At 68.8% G+C, this 19,522-nt stretch carries 23 protein-coding genes; 13 read left to right on the forward strand and 10 right to left on the reverse strand.

Annotated elements, in window-relative coordinates:
- Nucleotides 1-54 precede the first annotated feature (54 nt).
- The 5 genes from ftrA (at nucleotide 55) to AC1DMQ_RS09180 (ending at nucleotide 5,013) form a co-directional block, all read left to right on the forward strand.
- The gene (gene ftrA / locus AC1DMQ_RS09160) at nucleotides 55-1,032 is read left to right on the forward strand and encodes a transcriptional regulator FtrA (protein ID WP_477033269.1); all 978 of its coding nucleotides are present in this window, start codon (nucleotides 55-57) and stop codon (nucleotides 1,030-1,032) included.
- A gap of 72 nt (nucleotides 1,033-1,104) precedes the next feature.
- On the forward strand, nucleotides 1,105-1,755 hold the full coding sequence (locus AC1DMQ_RS09165; RefSeq protein ID WP_477033244.1) for a hypothetical protein: 651 nt from the start codon (nucleotides 1,105-1,107) through the stop codon (nucleotides 1,753-1,755).
- Between the two features lie 322 nt (nucleotides 1,756-2,077).
- Complete coding sequence (locus AC1DMQ_RS09170) at nucleotides 2,078-2,998, forward strand: VOC family protein (RefSeq protein ID WP_477033245.1); 921 nt, start codon at nucleotides 2,078-2,080, stop codon at nucleotides 2,996-2,998.
- A 15-nt stretch (nucleotides 2,999-3,013) separates the two neighbouring features.
- Nucleotides 3,014-3,811: a hypothetical protein gene (locus AC1DMQ_RS09175; protein WP_477033246.1), complete on the forward strand. Its 798-nt coding sequence runs from the start codon at nucleotides 3,014-3,016 to the stop codon at nucleotides 3,809-3,811.
- A gap of 17 nt (nucleotides 3,812-3,828) precedes the next feature.
- Nucleotides 3,829-5,013 carry a Gfo/Idh/MocA family protein gene (locus tag AC1DMQ_RS09180; RefSeq protein WP_477033247.1) on the forward strand — a complete coding sequence of 395 codons (1,185 nt, stop codon included), beginning with the start codon at nucleotides 3,829-3,831 and terminating at the stop codon, nucleotides 5,011-5,013.
- A gap of 95 nt (nucleotides 5,014-5,108) precedes the next feature.
- On the opposite strand, the gene AC1DMQ_RS09185 is transcribed toward AC1DMQ_RS09180, so the two are convergent.
- Nucleotides 5,109-5,705 (reverse strand): TetR/AcrR family transcriptional regulator, encoded by a 597-nt coding sequence (locus AC1DMQ_RS09185; RefSeq protein WP_477033248.1) that lies wholly within the window; start codon nucleotides 5,703-5,705, stop codon nucleotides 5,109-5,111.
- A 193-nt stretch (nucleotides 5,706-5,898) separates the two neighbouring features.
- Here AC1DMQ_RS09185 and AC1DMQ_RS09190 point away from each other — a divergent pair, with 193 nt between their 5' ends.
- The 4 genes from AC1DMQ_RS09190 to AC1DMQ_RS09205 are packed head-to-tail and all read left to right on the forward strand — an operon-like array spanning nucleotide 5,899 to nucleotide 9,779.
- Entirely contained in the window at nucleotides 5,899-7,236 is a 1,338-nt protein-coding gene (locus AC1DMQ_RS09190; RefSeq protein WP_477033270.1) for a cytochrome P450, read from the forward strand.
- Between the two features lies 1 nt (nucleotide 7,237).
- The gene (locus tag AC1DMQ_RS09195) at nucleotides 7,238-8,341 is read left to right on the forward strand and encodes an Rv3169 family protein (protein WP_477033249.1); all 1,104 of its coding nucleotides are present in this window, start codon (nucleotides 7,238-7,240) and stop codon (nucleotides 8,339-8,341) included.
- A complete protein-coding gene (locus tag AC1DMQ_RS09200; RefSeq protein ID WP_477033250.1) occupies nucleotides 8,338-9,348 on the forward strand; it encodes a phosphotransferase family protein in 1,011 nt (336 codons plus the stop codon). The genes AC1DMQ_RS09195 and AC1DMQ_RS09200 overlap by 4 nt, the downstream gene beginning before the upstream one ends.
- Nucleotides 9,348-9,779 (forward strand): hypothetical protein, encoded by a 432-nt coding sequence (locus AC1DMQ_RS09205; RefSeq protein ID WP_477033251.1) that lies wholly within the window; start codon nucleotides 9,348-9,350, stop codon nucleotides 9,777-9,779. The genes AC1DMQ_RS09200 and AC1DMQ_RS09205 overlap by 1 nt, the downstream gene beginning before the upstream one ends.
- A 42-nt stretch (nucleotides 9,780-9,821) precedes the next feature.
- Here AC1DMQ_RS09205 and AC1DMQ_RS09210 read toward each other — a convergent pair whose 3' ends face one another.
- Nucleotides 9,822-10,391 carry a hypothetical protein gene (locus AC1DMQ_RS09210; protein WP_477033252.1) on the reverse strand — a complete coding sequence of 190 codons (570 nt, stop codon included), beginning with the start codon at nucleotides 10,389-10,391 and terminating at the stop codon, nucleotides 9,822-9,824.
- Nucleotides 10,392-11,015 (reverse strand): hypothetical protein, encoded by a 624-nt coding sequence (locus AC1DMQ_RS09215; RefSeq protein ID WP_477033253.1) that lies wholly within the window; start codon nucleotides 11,013-11,015, stop codon nucleotides 10,392-10,394.
- Nucleotides 11,016-11,235: 220 nt separating this feature from the next.
- Between AC1DMQ_RS09215 and AC1DMQ_RS09220 the strand changes: the two genes are divergently transcribed.
- Nucleotides 11,236-12,159 (forward strand): ABC transporter ATP-binding protein, encoded by a 924-nt coding sequence (locus AC1DMQ_RS09220; protein WP_477033254.1) that lies wholly within the window; start codon nucleotides 11,236-11,238, stop codon nucleotides 12,157-12,159.
- Nucleotides 12,156-12,917 (forward strand): ABC transporter permease, encoded by a 762-nt coding sequence (locus tag AC1DMQ_RS09225; protein ID WP_477033255.1) that lies wholly within the window; start codon nucleotides 12,156-12,158, stop codon nucleotides 12,915-12,917. The genes AC1DMQ_RS09220 and AC1DMQ_RS09225 overlap by 4 nt, the downstream gene beginning before the upstream one ends.
- 108 nt (nucleotides 12,918-13,025) lie before the next feature.
- Here AC1DMQ_RS09225 and AC1DMQ_RS09230 read toward each other — a convergent pair whose 3' ends face one another.
- From AC1DMQ_RS09230 to AC1DMQ_RS09240, 3 genes are read right to left on the reverse strand one after another with little or no spacing between them, the layout of a single operon-like run.
- Nucleotides 13,026-13,478: an NfeD family protein gene (locus AC1DMQ_RS09230; RefSeq protein ID WP_477033256.1), complete on the reverse strand. Its 453-nt coding sequence runs from the start codon at nucleotides 13,476-13,478 to the stop codon at nucleotides 13,026-13,028.
- A gap of 4 nt (nucleotides 13,479-13,482) precedes the next feature.
- Nucleotides 13,483-14,436, reverse strand: coding sequence for an SPFH domain-containing protein (locus AC1DMQ_RS09235; protein ID WP_477033271.1), 954 nt, complete (start codon nucleotides 14,434-14,436; stop codon nucleotides 13,483-13,485).
- Between the two features lie 48 nt (nucleotides 14,437-14,484).
- Complete coding sequence (locus AC1DMQ_RS09240) at nucleotides 14,485-14,934, reverse strand: TIGR02301 family protein (RefSeq protein ID WP_477033257.1); 450 nt, start codon at nucleotides 14,932-14,934, stop codon at nucleotides 14,485-14,487.
- A 158-nt stretch (nucleotides 14,935-15,092) separates the two neighbouring features.
- Between AC1DMQ_RS09240 and AC1DMQ_RS09245 the strand changes: the two genes are divergently transcribed.
- A complete protein-coding gene (locus AC1DMQ_RS09245; RefSeq protein WP_477033258.1) occupies nucleotides 15,093-15,302 on the forward strand; it encodes a hypothetical protein in 210 nt (69 codons plus the stop codon).
- Here the strand turns inward: AC1DMQ_RS09245 and AC1DMQ_RS09250 are convergent.
- Nucleotides 15,299-15,847: a hypothetical protein gene (locus AC1DMQ_RS09250; RefSeq protein WP_477033259.1), complete on the reverse strand. Its 549-nt coding sequence runs from the start codon at nucleotides 15,845-15,847 to the stop codon at nucleotides 15,299-15,301. The two genes, AC1DMQ_RS09245 and AC1DMQ_RS09250, sit on opposite strands and share 4 nt — an antisense overlap.
- A 128-nt stretch (nucleotides 15,848-15,975) precedes the next feature.
- On the opposite strand from AC1DMQ_RS09250, the gene AC1DMQ_RS09255 reads away from it, so the two are divergent.
- Entirely contained in the window at nucleotides 15,976-16,728 is a 753-nt protein-coding gene (locus tag AC1DMQ_RS09255) for a Crp/Fnr family transcriptional regulator (RefSeq protein ID WP_477033260.1), read from the forward strand.
- Between the two features lie 145 nt (nucleotides 16,729-16,873).
- On the opposite strand, the gene AC1DMQ_RS09260 is transcribed toward AC1DMQ_RS09255, so the two are convergent.
- The 3 genes from AC1DMQ_RS09260 to AC1DMQ_RS09270 form a co-directional block, all read right to left on the reverse strand.
- On the reverse strand, nucleotides 16,874-17,839 hold the full coding sequence (locus AC1DMQ_RS09260) for an NAD(P)H-dependent flavin oxidoreductase (RefSeq protein ID WP_477033261.1): 966 nt from the start codon (nucleotides 17,837-17,839) through the stop codon (nucleotides 16,874-16,876).
- A 73-nt stretch (nucleotides 17,840-17,912) separates the two neighbouring features.
- Nucleotides 17,913-18,050 carry a hypothetical protein gene (locus AC1DMQ_RS09265; protein WP_477033262.1) on the reverse strand — a complete coding sequence of 46 codons (138 nt, stop codon included), beginning with the start codon at nucleotides 18,048-18,050 and terminating at the stop codon, nucleotides 17,913-17,915.
- Between the two features lie 131 nt (nucleotides 18,051-18,181).
- Nucleotides 18,182-18,964 (reverse strand): SDR family NAD(P)-dependent oxidoreductase, encoded by a 783-nt coding sequence (locus AC1DMQ_RS09270; RefSeq protein ID WP_477033263.1) that lies wholly within the window; start codon nucleotides 18,962-18,964, stop codon nucleotides 18,182-18,184.
- Nucleotides 18,965-19,522: the final 558 nt, after the last annotated feature.

The following is a 19,522-nucleotide window of genomic DNA, read 5'->3' on the forward strand; positions in this document are numbered from 1 at the left end:
CCCCAGAGCATGACCGCGCGTTAGTTGGCGTGATCGACAATGACCGTAAAGATCATGCCAAACCCTTCGAAAGCGGCCGGACCAGCCAACAGGCGCGTCGTCGCCCTGGCCTATGACGGCCTGTGCACCTTCGAGTTCGGGGTGGCGGTCGAGCTGTTCGGCCTGCCCCGGCCCGAGATGGGGCCGGACTGGTACACGTTCGCGACGGCGGCGATCGAGCCGGGTCCGCTGCGCGGCCTGGGCGGCGTGCAGGTGATCCCCGACGGCGGGCTGGAGCTGGTCGAGCGGGCCGGCACGATCATCGCCCCCGGCTGGCGCGGGGCCGACACGCCCGTGCCCCGGCCGCTGATCGAGGCGCTCCAAGCGGCTCATGCCAATGGTGCGCGGGTGATGTCGATCTGCTCGGGCGTGTTCGTGCTGGCGGCGGCGGGGCTGTTGACCGGACGGCGGGCCACGACCCACTGGCGCTATGTCGACAAGTTGCGCGCCCTCCATCCCGACATCGATGTGCAGCCCGACGTGCTCTATGTCGACGAAGGCGACGTCATGACCTCGGCCGGCAGCGCCGCGGGGCTGGACCTGGGCCTGCACCTGGTGCGCCGCGACTTCGGCCCGGAAGCCGCCAACACCGTGGCCCGGCGGCTGGTGATCCCGCCGCACCGCGACGGCGGCCAGGCCCAGTTCATCCAGCGTCCGGTGCCGATCGCCCACGAGGCCTCGCGCCTGTCGCCGATCCTGGACCGCATGCGCGCCGACCTCGCCCGCGAGCATACGGTCAAGGCCCTGGCCGACGCTGCCGGCATGAGCCCCCGCACCTTCCTGCGCCGCTTCGAGGCCGCCACCGGCACGACCCCGGCCCGCTGGCTGCTGGCCGAACGCCTGGCCCGGGCTCGCGACCTGCTGGAGACCACCCCGGCCGGCGTCGAGCAGATCGCCCAGGCCGTCGGCTTCGGCGCGCCGGCCCTGCGCCACCACTTCAGGAAGTCGCTGGCCACGACGCCCCAGGCCTATCGGGCGCGGTTCGGGGGATAGGACGGTGGTCCTTCCGCTAGACCCCGCCCATGGCTAAGCTTGCCGCCTTGAAGCGTATCGGGATCCTCGCCAATGAAACTCGTTTTCCCGACGGCCCAGGCCGCCGCCCTCGTCGCGACCCTGCTGACGGGATGCGATCAGGCCGCGCCGTCCGTCGAATTGACCGGCAAGGTCAAGGCGGCCGTCGACCGCAGCAAAACCACCCAGGCGACCTACGCCGCGTACTATTGGACCGAACTCTCACACGACGGCCAGCCGACCCAGGAATGGGCCGCTGAGTTCCATGCGGGAGACAAGCACCGCGTGGAGACGCCCCGCGACCGGGTGATCGCCGACTGCAGGGCCCAGACCGGCTCGGCGCTGTCGCTGGTGACCGGCAAGACCGTCGAGGGCCCGTCGGTCGCCCGCGTCGCCTGCGGCATCAACACCAACAAGGCCTTCACGGCGGTCGAATGGAAGGGCGTGGTCCGGACACCTTACGGCGAGGCCGACCGCGTCGTCCTGACCGATAAGGACAACATCCGCACCTACGACATCTCGCCAGCGGGCGTGATCGTGCGCACGACCTTCACCAAGAACAGCCCCGAAGCGCCGGTCGAACTATCGTCCGAGGCGGTGGGCGTGCTGTCCGAACTGCCGTCACTCGACATCTTCGATCAGGCCTCGCTGGCCCGGAGCTATGTCCCCGACCACTTCAAGACGATTCCTGAAGCGGCCGACTGAACCGCCCCGAAACAAGGTCGCCCCTCTGAAACGAACCCGCCGCGAAATGACCTTGGTCGCGCCGTTGCGAAGCCCGGTTCGAATCCCAATCTCTTACTCGACGCGGACAACCCGGCTTCTCCCCCCGGCCGGCCCCAGCGTCCTGCAAGCGCAGCGTCCGTGCCCTCCCCCCTCGGCACGGGCGCTGTTTGCGTTCAATACTGGTCTGGCAAGCCCTACGAACGTCGCGCAACATTGTTCTGGTAACGCTACCATTCCGCGCTATCCTGCGGCCTGAAACCTTCGTCCATGGAGAACGAAGGGTCACGGGAGCGAAGCGATCATGCGGGCCATCGCCCTTGCCTTGACGATCCTGTCCTTCGGCGGCGCCCAGGCGGCGACGCCCGGCCGGCCGCCGATCGTCTCGGTCTCGCACCTGGCGGTCCACGCGGCCGACCCTGCCAAGAGCGAGGCCTTCTATGTCCGCGACCTGGGCGCGGTGAAGGGCCCTGATCCCGAGAACCCCGCCGGCGCGCGCTACTATTTCAGCCCGACCCAGTTCGTCGAGGTCCTGCCCCTGCCGCCCGGCCCGTCCAAGGTCGACCGACTGGACCACGCTGCCTTCAACACCCCCGACGCGGAAGGCCTGCGCGCCTATCTGGCCGCCAAGGGGGTGGCCGTCCCCGCCAAGGTCGAGACCGGCGCCGACGGCGGCCGCTGGTTCGACGTGGTCGACCCGGAGGGTGTGAAGGTCCAGTTCGTCCAGCCGCCGGCCAACCCGCCGGCGATCGCGGTCAACCCGCTGTCCAGCCACATCATCCACGTCGGCTTCATCGTCCACGACCGCGCCAAGCAAGACGCCTTCTATCGCCACATCCTGGGCTTCCGACCCTACTGGTTCGGCGGCATGAAGGACGACACACCGAGCTGGATCTCGCTGCAGGTCCCGGATGGGACCGACTGGCTGGAATACATGGTCGTCGCCCCGCCCGAGGGTCGGGGAACGCCGCCCGGCATGAGCCAGGCGACGGCCGGCGTTCTGGACCACTTCTCGCTGGGCGTGCCCGACACGCGCCTGGCCTACACCCTGCTGTGGAACGGCGACCGCCTGGAAGGCCAGAAGGAGACGCCCAAGATCGGGCGCGACGCCAAGTGGCAGCTGAACCTGTTCGATCCCGACGGCACGCGGGCCGAGATCATGGAGTTCCACGCCATCGGCAAGCCCTGCTGCTCGCCCTTCACCGCCGCCGATCCCCAGCACTGACGGCGGAGGCGCACGATGTCGAAGCTCCGCGCCCTGCTGCTGACCGCCGCCTTCCAGGCCCTGGCGGGCTCAGCCTCGGCCCAAGTCCCGGCGCCGGTCGCGCCGGACTGGGCCTATCCCGACAGTCCGACCCACAAGCAGCGTCCGCCGCCGCCCGACTTCCACCGCCCCACGACGGTGATCGCCACGCCGATCGGGGTGTTCGAGGGACAGGCCGACGTCGGTTCGGCGCTCGTCCCCGGCTCGGCCAGCTTCAAGGACGGCGCCTACACCATCACCTCGGCCGGCTATAACGTCTGGTACACGCGCGACGAATTCCGCTTCCTCTGGAGGAAGATGTCGGGCGACGTCTCGCTGGCCGCCGACATCGTCTATCCCGACGCCGAGGGCTACGGCGACCGCAAGGCGGTGCTGGTCATCCGCCAGACCCTGGACGACGACTCCCCCGAGGCCCTGGTCGCCCTGCACGGCGCGGGCATGATCCATATCGCCCGCCGCCCGGCCAAGGGCGCGCGGATCGACGACATGGAATACCGGATCGGCAGCCGCGGCGGCCTGCCCGGCGGCGCCAGCCCCGACAGCCTGGTGACGATGCACGCCAAGCGGATCGGCATCCAGAAATCGGGCGACGACTTCACCCTGTGGGTCAGCGAGCGTGGCGAGCCGATGCACCAGTACGGCGCGCCGCTGAAGCTGCATCTGGACGGGCCGTTCTATGTCGGGATCGGCTTCACCTCGCATCTGCCCGTCACCCTGGACACGGCGGTCCTGACCGACGTCGTGCTGGAGAACGCGTCCGGCAAGGTTCGCTAGAAACACGAGGAAACGTCATGCCAAACCGCATTTCCAGACGCAGCCTTATCGGCGCCGCCGGCGCCACGGCGGCGCTCGCGCCGACGGTCTCGAACACACAGGGGACGGCCATGGCCGACAGCGACAAGATCGGTTTCGCCATCGTCGGCCTAGGCAAGCTGAGCCTGGGCCAGCTGATCCCCGGCCTGAAGGTCGCCAAGGGCGCCAGGCTGGCGGCCGTGGTCAGCGGCGATCCGGCGAAGGCCAAGCGCGTGGCCGCCGAGAACGGCCTGCCGGCCGACGCGGTCTACGGCTACGACGACTACGACCGCATCGCCAAAGACGCGCGCATCCAGGTCGTCTACATCGTGCTGCCCAACTCGATGCACGCCGAGCACACGATCCGGGCGCTGAAGGCCGGCAAGCACGTGCTGTGCGAGAAGCCGATGGCGACCACCACCGCCGACGCCGAGGCGATGATCGCCGCCGCCAAGGCCGCCAAGCGCCACCTGATGATCGCCTATCGCTGCCACTACGAGCCGCAGAACCTGGACGTCATGCGTCGCCTGCGCGCCAAGTCGATGGGCAAGGTCCGGCAGATCAACACCACCATGGGGCGGCAGGCCGACCCCTCCGATCCGTCCGACGCCTGGCGGCTGGACGGCAAGATGTCGGGCGGCGGGGCCCTGGGCGACATGGGCGTCTACGGCGTCAACGCCGCCCGCTACCTGCTGAACGAGGAGCCGATCGCCGTCCAGGCCTGGGCCCAGACAGACCGTTCCGATCCGCGGTTCAAGGAGACCGAGGACCTGATCAACTGGCAGTTCCGCTTCCCCTCGGGCGTGATCGCCAACGGCTCGACCTCGTTCAACTACGCCCCGACCATGGCTTTCGAGGCGATCTGCGAGCAGGGCCGGCTGGTGGCCGATCCCGCCGCCTTCTACGGCGGCAACCGACTGACCGTGGTCAAGGGCGGTTCGGCACAGCCGCCGGTCCCCGCACCGCAGAGCGACCAGTTCGCCCGCGAGATGGACTGGATGGCCGACGTGGTGCGCGGCAAGGCCCCGATGGTCTCGCCCGGCGAGGAGGGCCTGCAGGACATGCGCCTGATGCAGGCGATCCTGGAGTCCGCGGCCAAGGACGGCGCGACGGTCAAGACGGACTGGGGCTACAAGCGGGCGGTCGACCCGGCGGCCGTGGTGGACGTGCCGGGTAAGGCTTGACCGGTCGGGGACATGCACTTGCCGCGTGTCCCCTTCAGAGGCGAGGCGCCAGGAGGTGGGGACACGCGCGAGCGCATGTCCCCGGCATGGGCGGACTACTTCCCCGTCAACAACCGCCACCAGCTCTCCGCCAGCGCGTCCAGCAGCGGTTCCAGCGGGGCCGAGGCCCGCTGCACCACCATCACGTAGGACAGCCGCTCGAACTGCACGAGCTGCATCAGCATCCGCGTGCGCGCCGCCGGCCGCTCGGCGTCGGAGAACCGCGCCAGGTAGTTGGGCATGGCGTCGATGAACATGTTGATGAAGCGCAGGTAGTCGTCGGCCAGGTCGGGGTCGGCGACATTGGCCTCGGTGGCCACGGCCAGCAGGTTGCGGCGCTCCTCCGTCTGCTCGGCCATGCCCTGGGCCAGCCAGGCGCGGACGTCCTCCAGGCTCGGATCCGGGATCGCGTCCAGCGCCGCGAAGGTGGCTTGGATGTTGGGGACCAGCCGGTCGCCGATGGCGTTGGCCACGTCCTCCTTGTTGCGGAAGTGCAGATAGAAGGTGGCGCGGTTGGCGCCGGCCTCGGCGGCGATCTGCTCGATGGTCACGGCCCGAAAGCCGCGCCGGCCGAACAGGGCGACGGCGGCGTCGATCAGCCGTTCGCGGGTCAGCTGGCGCTGGGCCTCGCGCAGGCCGCCCGTCTTTTCCACCGCCGCTCTCGCCACAACTTCCTCCGCCGCGCCCAACACGGGGACAGGCACATGTGCCTGTCCCCAGCCGCACCCAGATTTTGCCATGCCTCCAGATTCGACGCCAGTTGATTGACACGACAAGTGTCGTCTGAACTACTCGAAGGCGTCACGCGACGGAGTGCGCGGGCTCATAGGGAAGACGCGCATGGCCATGCAGCTTGTCAGCGAAACCGCGGTCGACGGCGTCGAGGGGCCCGGCGCCCCGACGCTGTTCCCCACGCTGGACGGTGTCGACCTCTCCAACATCGAGCAGTTCACCCGGGGCCAGCCCTATGGCGATTTCGCCCGGCTACGGGCCCAGGCGCCGGTGATGTGGCACCCCGAGCCCTATGGCGGCCCCGGCTTCTGGGCGATCACCCGTCACACCGACATCATGGCGGTCGAGGCCGATCCCCAGACCTTCTCGTCGCGCAAGGGCGGCATACTGATGGCGCACGGCGACCCTCAGAAGCGCCACGCCCTGCTCTATCGCGCCTCGATGGATACCATGATCAATCTCGACGGCGCCGAGCACATCCAGCTGCGCCGCGAGCACATGACCTATTTCACCCCCGCCTATCTGCGCGGCGTCACCGAGGCGGTGCGGGCCGAGGTGAGCCGACTGCTGGACGAGATGGCGCCGCTGGGCCGCTGCGACCTGGTCGAGGCGTTCTCGTCCAAGCTGCCGCTGTTCACCCTGTGCGAGATCCTGGGCGTGCCGGCCGAGGATCGCGGCAAGTTCCTGAAGTGGATGCACTATCTGGAGATGGCCCAGGACCTGGCCCTGAAGCAGGCCCTGGCCCCGATCACCCCGACGCTTGAACTCATGCAGTTCGTCCAGGACTTCAACACCAACGTCGAGGAGATGTTCGAGTACGGCCGCACCATGCTGCACAAGCGGCGGCAGGATCCGCAGGCCGACCTGATGAGCGCCATCGCCCGCGCCCAGGTCGACGGGACCCTGCTCAGCGACGAATACCTGGACGGCTCGTGGCTGCTGATCGTCTTCGCCGGCAACGACACCACCCGCAACACCCTGTCGGGCACGATGAAGCTGCTGACCGAGTTCCCCGACCAGAAGGCCCGGCTGATCGCCGACCCGTCGCTGATGGGCGGGGCGGTCAACGAGTTCATCCGAATGGTCAGCCCGGTGATCTACATGCGCCGCACGGCCGCACGCGACGCCGAGATCGCCGGCCAGGCCATCCGCGAGGGCGAGAAGGTGGTCATGTACTACGGGGCGGCCAATCGCGACGAGGCGGTGTTCGCCAACCCCGACCAGCTGGACATCACCCGGCCCAACGCCGACAAGCACATCGCCTTCGGCTACGGCCCGCACGTCTGCATCGGCAAGCGGGTGGCGCAGATCCAGCTGGAAGAGGCCTACCGCCAGATCCTGGGCCGCTTCCCCGACATCCGCTGGACCGGCGAGATCGACATCGCCCCCAACAACTTCGTCCACGCCATCAGCAAGCTGGAGGTCGAGTTCACCCCGGGCGGGACGGCCTGAGATGGCCCTGACGCGCGGCGACGATTATCCGATCCACCAGACGGCCGAGCCGGTGGCCTATGCCGGCACCGACCGCAATTTCTACGACCGCTACTTCTTCAACGGCTATCGGCAGGAAGGGGATGACGACGCCTTCTTCGCGGCGGCGTTCGGGATCTATCCGCACCTCAACATCGCCGACGCCGCCTTCTGCTGGATGAAGGACGGCAAGCAGGTGAACCTGCACGCCAGCCGCTGGCTGGAGATGGAGCGGATGGACCTGACAGTGGGGCCCATCACCATCCAGGTGCTGGAACCGCTGCGCCGCCTGAGGATCACGGTCGAGGCGCCCGACCAGGGCGTGCGGGCCGAGGTCACCTTCGAGGGTCGCTCGTTTCCGATTGAGGAGCCGCGCTTCACCCGCCGGATCGGACCGCGCACCCTGCTGGACTACACCCGCCTGACCCAGAACGGGTCCTATTCGGGCTGGATAGAGGTCGACGGCCGGCGCCACGACCTGGCCGGTTTCGTCGGCACCCGCGACCGCTCGTGGGGCGTGCGGCCGATCGGCGCGCGCGATCCGCAGGAGATGGCTCCGCAGGTCCTGCCGCAGTTCTTCTGGCTATGGAGCCCGTGCGCCTTCCCGGACGGCGACCTGTTCTTCCACACCAATGACGACGAGCACGGCCGGGCCTGGAACCGGCGAGCCGTCTGGGCGCCGCTGGGCTCGGACCGCGACGGGGCCACGGACTTCGACACCGTGGACTACGGCGTCGACTGGCGCTCGGGCACGCGGCACGCGGCGCGAGGCACGATCCACCTGCCGGACGGCGGCGAGGTCGACATCGCGCCCCAGGCCGAGTTCTTCATGCTGGGCCTGGGCTACGGCCATCCGGTCTGGGGGCACGGGCTAAACCACGGCAAGCTGAAGGTCGAGCGCGAGGACCTGATCCTGGCCGACCTGGATCGGTCCCTGCCCTTTCACCTGCACGTCCAGGCCCTGTCGAAGGTGACCTGGCGCGGGGCGGACGGGACGACGAAGGTCGCGCGCGGGGTGTTCGAGCAGTTGGCGCTCGGACCACACGCGCCGTCCGGCTTCAAGTCGATCCTGGACATGGCCCCATGAGCGACCTTCGGGCGGGCCTGGAGACCTATCTGACCGACCTGTGGGGCGCGCCGACGGCGGTGACCAACCTGTCGCGCATCCCCGGCGGGGCCAGCCGCGAAACCTATCGCCTGGACGCCGACACCGGGGGCGTGACGCGCGGCATGATCCTGCGCCGCGATCCGCCCGGCAGCCTGATCGAGACCGACCGGCGGCTGGAGTTCCTGGCCTACCGCACCGTCCACGGCCACGTGCCGGTCCCCCAGGCCATCGCCCTGGAGGAAAGCGGCGGGCCGCTGGAGCGGCCGTTCTTCCTGATGGAGCGGATCGACGGCGGGACCGTGCCCTCGCCGTTCGTGTTCGATCCCTACGGCGAGCATGCGGTGGCTCTGGGCGAACAGTTCTTCACGACCCTGGGCAAGCTGGCGGCGCTGAACCACGAGGGGACGCCGATCCGCGAGGCGGCCCCCGCGCCGGCTCCGGAGGACTGCTGGCGCATCGCCCTGGACCACTGGTCCGGCGTGATCGAGGCCGACGAACAGCATCCGCAGCCGATCGTCCGGGCGGCGATCCGCTGGCTCTATCGCCACCCGCCGCCGCCGGCCCAACGGATCGGCATCGTCCATGGCGACTACCGCTCCGGCAACTTCATGCACGACGGGGCGGGGACGATCCTGGCCATCCTCGACTGGGAGATGGCCCATCTGGGCGATCCGGTCGAAGACCTGGGCTGGGCCTTCGATCCGCTGTGGAACCACTTCGACGAGGGCAAGGTCGCGGGGCTGATCCCCCAGGCCGAAGCGATCGCCCTGTGGCAAGCGGCCAGCGGCCTGACGGTTGACCGCGAGGCCCTGGCCTGGTGGTCGCTGTTCAACGCCGTGAAGGGCCAGGCGATCTGGACCTCGGCGGCCAAGGAATATCGCGACGGCGGCTTCGTCGACCCGATCCTGGCGATCTCGGGCTGGTACACCGCGCGGCGGCACGACCTGATCCTGGCCGATCGCCTGGCCAGGCTGGAGGCGATCTGATGACCCCGGCCCTGCCCGACATCCTGCGCGGCAACTTCATGTGCCTGGCCATCCCCGCCCCCGTGGAATCCCAAGGCGAGTTCATGACCGGCCGCGTGGGGGTGATCGCCCTGCTGTCGCTTCTGGCCGCGCAAGAGGTCGAGCGCGGGACCACGGCCCGGGTCTGGGAGAACGCGGCCATCGCCGCCGTGCTGGCCGAGGCGGCCGACGCCTATGGCGTCCAGTACGCCGAGCTCGCCTCCATCGGCCCCACGGACCTGTCGCTGGAAGCCCTGGACCGCGCCAACGCCGCCCTGCGCCGGGGCTTGATCGCCCTGCACGAGGCGGTGGAGACGGCGGGGGACCTGGCCCGACATCGGAGGATCGTAGGGTTGTACGGCGAGATGGCCGAGAAGCGGCGATTGGACCTGCCGCCGCTGCCGGCGCGGTGATCTTCCACCGCTCGGCCGTCATCCCGACCTTGGGCCGGGAGGCTACTTCTTCTTGCCTTTGTCCAGCTTGACCTTCGAGCTCTTGAACCGAGCCTCGTCCGCCGGCACCAGCCGGAAGCCGCCCGTCACCATGCCCATGCGCACGGTCTGCTCGGCGTAGTAGGTCTCGCCCGGTTCGACTTCCAGCCGCAGCCGATCCTCGGCCTTGTTGACCGCCATCGGGCCGGTGATGTTGTAGCTGTGGATGCCGGGCTCGACCTCGATGGTGAAGGCGCCGCCGTTCGGCAGGTCGCCCAGCTCCGGGGCGTCCTTGGCGGGCTTGCCGTCATCGCCCACCTCGACGATGTGATAGGTGTAGATCGCCCCGGGCAGGCGGCCCGGCCGGAAGAAGTAGATGCGTCCCTTGCCGGACGCGCTGGTCGCGGCCGCCGGCGGCGCCGCTTCCGGAGTCGCTGCGGCGTCCGGGGCCGGAGCGGCGGCCGCGTCCGGAGCCGGAGCGACGGCGGCTTCCGGAGCGGGCGCGGGCGCGCTTTGCGTCGCTTCCTGAGCGAAGGCCGATGCGCCGAACGCCAGCGAGAGAGCGGCCCCAGCCGCGAGTAGAAGCTTTTTCACTTAGAACTTTCCCGTTTCTGCAGTCGTTGATGGTGTCGTCGCGCCGACCGGAAGTTCCAGGTCTTCGGCCAGCCGAACCGTGGCCCGCGCGCCCGCGGGCATCTCGATCTCTCCGCCCTGGATGAAGACCGCCGCCACGCCCGCGTAGGGCACCAGCAGCACCCCGGTCGCCAGATCGACGCGGCTTTTTCCGGCGGCCATGAACGTCATCCCGCGGACGCGAACGCGTCGTCCGTTCAGGTCCATGAAGCGGGCGGAGATGATCAGCTTGCCTTGCTTGCCGCCCATCCCGGCCCGGGCGGCGTCGATGACTTCACCCTGGCCCGTGGCGCCGGCGGCGACGATATCGGCGCCTTGGCTGGAAATCGGCTGCACGAGGCGGATCGTGAACTTGTCGCCCAGCTTGTTGACGCGGGAGCTCAGGGCGTCGACCAGCTCGACCTCGATCTGGGAGCCGGCGGCCAATCGCAGCACCGGAGCGGGCGGGGCCTCGGGAGGCGGCGCCGGAACGGGCGAGGCCGCTGGCGGGGCCTGTGGCGCCGGGGTCGGAGCCGATACGCTCGCCTCGACCTGACCGAGCCCGGCGGACGCCAAGGCGCACACGATAATAGCCGTCGCCAACATCTGAATCGTCCCCCCAAGCTTTGCCGTAACATGACGTCCAACACCGGTAAAGTTGCTCGATGTCGCACAGGTTGCGGTCGCGGGACCCGGACGGCGGCGCGCTCCACGCCACAAACTTCCGCTCATACCGCTCATGAGCCCTAGCCAAGTCGCCCGCCCTCCCCCATCTGGCTCAGGCGGTCCTGGTTCCAGGGAGGGACGGCCGCTCACCAGGGGCCCCATGGCGATCATTTCCGTTTCCGGTCTGACCAAGACCTATGCTTCCGGCCATCAGGCCCTGAAGACCATCGATCTCGACATCAAGCAGGGCGAGATCTTCGCCCTGCTGGGTCCAAACGGGGCCGGCAAGACCACGCTGATCAGCATCATCTGCGGCATCGTCAATCCCAGCACCGGCACGGTGACGGCCGACGGCCACGACGTGATCAAGGACTACCGCGCCGCGCGGACCAAGATCGGGCTGGTGCCGCAGGAGCTGAACACCGACGCCTTCGAGACCGTCTGGGCCACCACCCGGTTCAGCCGCGGCCTGTTCGGCAAGCCCCGCAACGACGCCTATATCGAGAAGGTGCTGCGCGACCTGTCGCTGTGGGACAAGAAGGACGCCAAGATCATGACGCTGTCGGGCGGCATGAAGCGGCGGGTGATGATCGCCAAGGCCCTGAGCCACGAGCCGACCATCCTGTTCCTGGACGAGCCCACCGCCGGCGTCGACGTCGAGCTGCGCCGCGACATGTGGGAGATGGTCCGCAAGCTGCGCGAGAACGGCGTCACCATCATCCTGACCACCCACTATATCGAGGAGGCCGAGGAGATGGCCGACCGGATCGGGGTGATCAGCAAGGGCGAGATCATCCTGGTCGAGGACAAGGACGTGCTCATGCGCAAGCTGGGCAAGAAGCAGCTGACCCTGCAGCTGCAGAGCCCGCTGACCGCCATCCCCGACAAGCTTTCCGACTATGCGCTGGAACTGGCCGCCGACGGCCACGAGCTGGTCTACACCTTCGACGCCCAGGCCGAGGAGACCGGCATCGCCGGCCTGCTGCGCCGCCTGGGTGAACAGGGCGTCGACTTCAAGGACCTGCACACCAGCCAATCCTCGCTGGAAGAGATCTTCGTCAGCCTGGTGAGGGACGCGAAATGAACATCCACGCCATCCAGTCCATCTATCGCTTCGAGATGGCCCGCTGGTTCCGCACCCTGGCCCAGAGCGTGCTCTCGCCCGTGCTGTCGACCTCGCTCTATTTCGTGGTGTTCGGCTCGGCGATCGGCTCGCGCATGCAGTCGATCGACGGGGTCAGCTACGCCGCCTTCATCATCCCCGGCCTGATCATGCTGTCGCTGCTGGGCGAGAGCATCTCCAACGCCTCGTTCGGCATCTACATGCCCAAGTGGGCCGGCACGATCTACGAGCTCTTGTCCGCGCCCGTGTCGTGGATCGAGACCGTGATCGGCTATGTGGGCGCGGCGGCGACCAAGTCGGTGTGCCTGGGCCTGCTGATCCTGGCCACGGCGCGACTGTTCGTGCCTTACGAAATCCTGCACCCCTTCTGGATGCTGGGCTTCCTGGTTCTGACGGCGGTGACCTTCAGCCTGTTCGGCTTCGTGATCGGGGTCTGGGCGACCGACTTCCAGAAGCTGCAGATCGTGCCGGCCCTGATCGTCACGCCGCTGACCTTCCTGGGCGGCAGCTTCTATTCGATCAGCATGCTGCCGCCGATCTGGCAGAAGATCACCCTGTTCAACCCGGTGGTCTATCTGGTCAGCGGCTTCCGCTGGAGCTTCTACGGCGTCTCGGACCTGAACCCGATCGTCAGCTTCGGCGCGACGCTATGCTTCCTGGCCGCCTGCCTGACGGCGGTGTGGGCGGTGTTCAAGACCGGGTATCGGCTGAAGGTCTAGCCAAGCCGGGGACATGCATTCGTGCGTGTCCCCGCCGACCCTCAGGGGTCAGACGGTGGCTCCCGTGCGCGGGGATGGAGACACGCACAAGGGCATGTCCCCGGTCGCTTACCGAACCGTCAGCACCGCGCCGTCGATGGCCACGACCAGCACCTTCTGGCCGGCCGCCGGCTCCGGTCCGTCGGCCACGACGGCGGCCCATTCCTTGCCGTCGACGAACACCCGGCCCTTGCCGTTGGCGAAGCCGTCCAGAACCTCGCCGTCGCGGCCGACCAGGCGCAGCGACGGGTCGTTGAGGTCGGGGTTGTCGGCGTCCAGCACCGGCCGCAGGAACCGGCGCGCGAAGTAGGTCGAAGCGATGGTCAGCACCGCGAACAGGCCCAGCTCGATCGGCAGGCCCGGCGCCACGGCCAGGGTCAGCAGCCCCACCAGCATGGCGCTGGCGGCCGGCCACAGCAGCCAGCCGGTGCCGGTGGCCACCTCGACCGCCAGGAAGATGGCCGCGACCGCCAGCCAGACCCAGAACGGATGGGTGGCGTAGAACAGCATCAGGCCCTGCATGGCGTCAGGCTCCGCGTTTCGGGGTCGGCGGCACGGCGGGACGCGCCGCGTCGCTGCCGCCCAGGGTCTTCACCAGCTCGGCGACGCCGGCCACCGTGCCGGTCAGGCCTGCGAAGTCGGCCGGCACGATCACGGTCTTGGCGTTGGGCGAACGGGCCAGGTCGCCGAAGGCTTCGACATACTTCTGGGCGATGAAGTAGTTGATGGCGTTGACGTCGCCCTTGGAGATGGCTTCCGACACGAAGGCCGTCGCCTTGGCCTCGGCCTCGGCTTCCCGCTCGCGCGCCTCGGAGTCGCGGAAGGCGGCTTCCTTGCGGCCCTCGGCCTGGAGGATGGCGGACTGTTTCTGACCTTCGGCGCGGGCGATGGCGGCCTGCTTTTCGCCCTCGGCCTCGGTGATCACGGCGCGGCGCTCGCGCTCGGCCTTCATCTGCCGGGCCATGGCGTTGGTGATGTCGGCCGGCGGCGTCAGGTCCTTGATCTCGATGCGGGCGATCTTGACGCCCCACGGGCCGGTGGCGTGGTCGATGGTCGACAGCAGCCGGGTGTTGATCTGGTCGCGCTGGCTGAGCACCTCGTCCAGCTCCATCGAGCCGACCACGGTGCGCAGGTTGGTCTGGGCCAGCTGGGTGATGGCGTACATCAGGTTGTCGACCCGATAGGCGGCCTGCGAGGCGTCCATCACCTGGATGAAGACGATCGCGTCGACCTTCACCGAGACGTTGTCCTTGGTGATGACCTCCTGCTGCGGGACGTCCAGCACCTGCTCCATCATGTTGACCCGCCGGCCGATGCTCTCGACGAACGGGGTCAGGATGCTGATGCCGGGCTTCAGCGTGCGGGTGTAGCGGCCGAACCGCTCGACGGTGAATTCACGCCCCTGGGGCACGATCTTGATGACGTTGACGACCAGGAAGATCGCCAGCGCCACGAGCACCAGCGGAACAAGGTAAGACAGCACTGCGAAAGCCTCCCACAACCGATGGAAGAGACCCTAGCGCGTGGCTCAGTTGTTCGCCACGGTTTCCGGCGCCGCTTCGTCCTGCGAGGCTTGCGACGGCGCCCGGGTCCGCATCGACCGGGACAGCTTGGCCGACAGGGCCTGCCCCTTGCGGGCGACCGCCTGCTCGGCCTGGCGGCTGGCGTCGTCGCAGCTGACAAACTCGCCCTGGCGCGCGGCGAAGCCGACGTTGAACTTGTCGCGCAGCTGGGCGTCGAAGGCTTGGTCGGCCTTCTCCACCTCGGTCAGCCGGACCATGCGCGAGCGCCAGTACTGGTCGCCGCCCCCCTCGCAGACCTGCCGCAGGGCGTGGCTTTCGCCCAGGGTGAAGGCCAGGTCGAGCAGGGTCTGGCGCTCCACCGGTCCACGATCCTGGGCCAGGGCGGACCCGGCGCCGGCCATGGGTCCGGACAGAACGGCCAAAGCGAGCAAGGCGTTGAGGGGCAGGCGTTTCATGGGTCGCACTATCTCCGCTGACCGCGCTCTTGTCACGGTTCCGCGCGCCTCAGGCGAACCGTGCGGATGCACAAAAGACTCCGGCAGGCCTTGCGAAGGCCACGGTTTGGAGCGACCCTGTGGATAACGTGGGGAACAACACGCGCAGGGAGGTCGTCATGGCTGAAGTGCATTACGGCGTGGTTCGCGTCGGAGAAACCTGGGCCATCATCGGAGACCAGCTCCGGGTTGGCGCCTATACGACCCGCCGGCAGGCCGAGAGCGCGGCCCGACGCCTGGCCGAACAGGTCACGGGCGTGGGCCTTCCGGTCCGCATGCACCTGCAGGACGACACCGGCCAGCTGCACAAGCCCACCCTGCTGAGCTAAGCTGTCTCCACGTCCCCATCGCTGTCGCCGCCGTACAGGAAGCCCCGCACCGCCTTCCAGACCTGGACCATCGAGGCCAGGAAGCCGATCACCGACGCCGCGACCTGGAAGATCGCCCACACCGCCGTCGCCAGCGGGCTTTCGGTGAACAGCGAGACCAGCGGATAGATGATCTGGCTGACGACGATCCGGAACCCGGCATAGGCGGTGGAATATTCGATCACCGCCCCGCCGATCGCCGCCGTCACCAGCACCGCCAGGACCGGCGCCCACAGCAGCGGCAGCAGCAGCACAAGGCCCAGGGCCGTGACCAGGCTCTTGGTCGCCAGGCCGGCCCGCGACACCGCCGTGGCCCCCACGCCATAGGCCATGGCCCCGCCCAGCAGGACGAAGGCGGCCGGCAGGATCAGGTCGGCCACGTCGATCAAGTCGAACCCCGCGACGAGGCTGGCCCCGGCCGCAGCGATCAACACCAGCAGGAAACCGCCCAGCCACAGGGCGCTGTACTGGCTCAGCCGATGTCGGATGACGGCGCGGTCCCGCATGATGTCTCCCCCCAGAGCCAAGCTTCGCCGGACGGTGACTCGGAACCCGTCCCGCGTCGACTGGAAACTGATCGGCCCGTCGCGCGCTTTGTTAGGGAAAAAGCTTGGCTGTCCTCCAGGAGGCGAACATGGCCGACACTGCTGAAATGGCCGTCGTGAGCGGCGCGCTGCCCCAGGGCTGCGCCGGCAACCGCCTGCTGGCCGCCCTGCGCCCCAGCGATCTGGCGATGCTGACGCCGCACCTGTCGCCGATGACCCTGGCCGTCGGCCAGACCCTGTTCGAGGCCGGCGAGGACGTCGTCAGCACCGTCCTGCCCTGCTATTCGACCATGGCCTCGCTGCTGGTGGTCACCCGCGACGGCGACGAGATCGAGGTGGCCTCTATCGGCCGTGAGGGCGCCATCGGCGGCATCGTCAGCGCCGGCTTCAAGCCCGCCTACGGCCGCGCCGTGGTCCGCATTCCCGGTTCGGCCCTGAGCATTCCGACGAACCGACTGGAAGAAGCCAAGCTGCGCTCGCCGGCCCTGGCCGACCTGTTCGCCCGCTACGCCGACGTGCTGCTGGCTCAGATGATGCAGTCCTCGGCCTGCAACGCGCTGCACAGCATCGACCAGCGCATGTGCCGCTGGCTGCTGTCGACCCACGACCGGGCCAACGACGCCACCATCCGCCTGACCCAGGAAACCCTGGCTGACATGCTGGGCGTCCAGCGCACCACGGTCACGGCCGTGGCCAAGGCGCTGCAGGACGAGGGGCTGATCCGCACGGGGCGCGGGCGGATCGAGATCCTGGACCAGCCGAGGCTGGAGCGGCGGGCGTGTGAGTGCCATGCGCAGGTCGAGGCGCATTTCCAGCGGATGCTGCCGGAGGTGAAGACCTAGGGCGTCTAGGCGGCGAACACTTGCCCCCTACGGATCGCTTCGCGATCGTCCCCCACAGGGGGAAGAGGATCAATGCGTGTCCTCCGCCCCCTATGGGGGCGGACAGACCGCGTAGCGGTCAGGTGGGGGCAGGTGGGTGGAGCCACTAACCTCGTAGAGCCCCCACCCGCCCGATCGCGGCCTCCGCCTCGCTCATGATCCGGCGCACGATCTCCCCCGCCGGCAGCACCTCCCGGATCCCTCCGGCGCTCTGCCCCATCGCGAAGCACGACCGGTCCGGATCCAGCCCCTCGATCTGGCCGCCGATGCCGCCCATGGCGCCGGCCTGGATCGAGGCGATGGCCTGTTGCGGGAACGGCTGGATGTCGGCCGGGCGGGCCTCCCAGTCGTCGACCCAGGCGTTCTTGCGCACCCGCATCGGCTTGCCCGAATAGGACCGGGTGCGGACGGTGTCCTCATCGGCCGCCTCCAGCACCGCCTGGCGATAGAGGTCGCCGGCATGGGCTTCGGCGGAGGCGATGAAGCGGGTGCCCATCCAGACGCCCTCGGCGCCCAGCGCCAGGGCCGCCGCCAGCCCGCGCCCGTCGTAGAGGCCGCCGGCCGCGATCACCGGGATGTCGACCGCGTCCACCGCCTGGGCGACCAGCGGGAGGGTCCCGACCAGGCCGGTGTGGCCGCCGCCCTCGCCGCCCTGGCAGATCACCGCGTCGCAGCCGGCCGCTTGCGCCTTCACCGCGTGCTTGACCGCCCCGCAGACGACCATGACCTTCAACCCCGCGCCCTTCAGCCGCTCGATGATCGACAGGGGCACGCCCAGGCCGGCGACGAAGGACGACGCCCCGCCCTCGATGATCGCGTCGACCGAGGCGGTCAGGGCGTCGGGGGTGGCGGCCAGCAGGTCGACGCCGAACGGCCTGTCGGTCAGGTCGCGGACCTGGGCCATCTGCAGGCGGATGAAGTCGGGGCTGGTCCCGGCCATGCCCAGCACGCCGTAGCCGCCGGCGTTGGAGACCGCCGCCGCCAGCGGCGCATAGGAAACCCCGCCCATGCCGGCCAGCAGGATCGGATGCTCGACGCCGAGCAGGTCACACAGCGGGGTGTGCAGGGTCATTGGGTTTCCTCCCGTCTTTTCGGGGAGGATGGGCGCTTCAGCCGAGGCGGCAAGCGTGCCGCGAGGGCAGGCCTCAGTCCCGCTTGAGAACTTCCGGCTGGACCTCGGCTTCCGACGTCCAGAAACAGGCCGCCATCGAGGTCAGGATCATCGCGATCAGGGCCAGCATGCCTCTGGGCGGGGCCAGGCCCACGATGTCTTGCGGGGTCATCTGTCGTTTCCTCTGGCGACGCCCGGGTCTGATGCCCAAGCTGTCGACAGGGAAAGCTTCTCACCGGCCCGAAGGTTCCGCAAGTCCCTTATTTTTAAGGGGAATTCGTGGACCGAACCGTCCAGCTTTCCTCAGAAGATCGAATAGGCCCCGTCGATCACGAAGGTGTCGCCCGAGTGGTAGCTCGACGCGCCGGACGCCAGGTAGACGGCGATGCCGCCGAAGTCGGCCGGTTCGCCCCAGCGCCGGGCCGGCACGCGGGGAATGACCTTCTCGGCGAAGGCAGGGTTGTCTTGGGCGCCCTGGGTCATGTCGGTGGCGATCCAGCCGGGCAGGATGGCGTTGGCCCGCACGCCGTAGCGGGCGTGCTCGACGGCGACCGACTTCATCATCGAGATCACAGCGCCCTTGGTGGCGGCGTAGGCCTGGTTACGGGCCGCGCCCTCGATGGCGGCCAGCGAGGCGACGCCGACGATCGAGCCGCCCGGATCGCCGCCCTTGGCCCGCTCGACCATGTGGCGGCAGGCCTCGCGGAAGGTGAAGAACACCCCGTCCAGATTGACCGCCAGGGTCTTGCGATAGGTCTCGGTCTTCATCTCCACGAAGCTGGGCGCGCCGTAACCCACTCCGGCGTTGGCGAACACGCTGTCGACCCGGCCCATGGCGGCCACGGCCTCTTCCATGCCCTCGCGGACCTGGTCTTCCTGGGAAACATCGACCACCTGGGCCTTCACCCGGGTCCCGTGCTTGAGCAGCTCGACCTCGGCGGCCTGGTTGCGCTCGGCGTTGCTGCCCCAGATGACGATGTCGGCGCCCGCCTGGGCCAGGGCGCTGGCCATGCCCAGGCCGATGCCGCGATTGCCGCCGGTGACCAGGGCCACGCGGCCGGTCAGATCGAAGGGTTTGTAGGCCATGGCGTTTCGCTCCCGAACGTTTGTTTGAGGGGAGCGGTTGTGGGGGCAAACGTCAAGGGCCGTGCCGGCGAACACTTGCCCCCTACGGATCGCTTCGCGATCGTCTTCCCCCACAAGGGGAAGAGGAGTCCTCCGCCCCTGTGGGGAGCCGCCAGGTGGGGGCAGGTGTTGGCGGGCACGATCTCTCGTCCTCACGCGGGAAACCCGCTGAGCTTGCTGGGGAGGGTGCGAAGCGCCCGGGCCTCGCCCGGATGATTTACAGTTATAAGTACCGTTTCGACGAAGTCAGACGCTTCGCGCGGCCGTTGTCCGGAAGCCTTCGGATCGCGGATTTTTAACCCGCTCCGATGGAGGCCCCCGACGGGCAGGAATTGGCGTTCCCTGGACCGCATGGGCGATTTCAGCCCACGCCTGCCGCGTCCGCCGATCCCTCGCCGCCTGGGTTTCGTCCCGTGTTTCAGGGAACCTGCCCAGGACCGTCGCGAAGGCGTCCATCTAAAGACCACCGACGAACGCTTCCCGCTCGACCACCCCCGAAAGCCGCATCGGTCGCCGTAC

It is taken from the genome of Caulobacter sp. 05L422 (assembly GCF_056397765.1).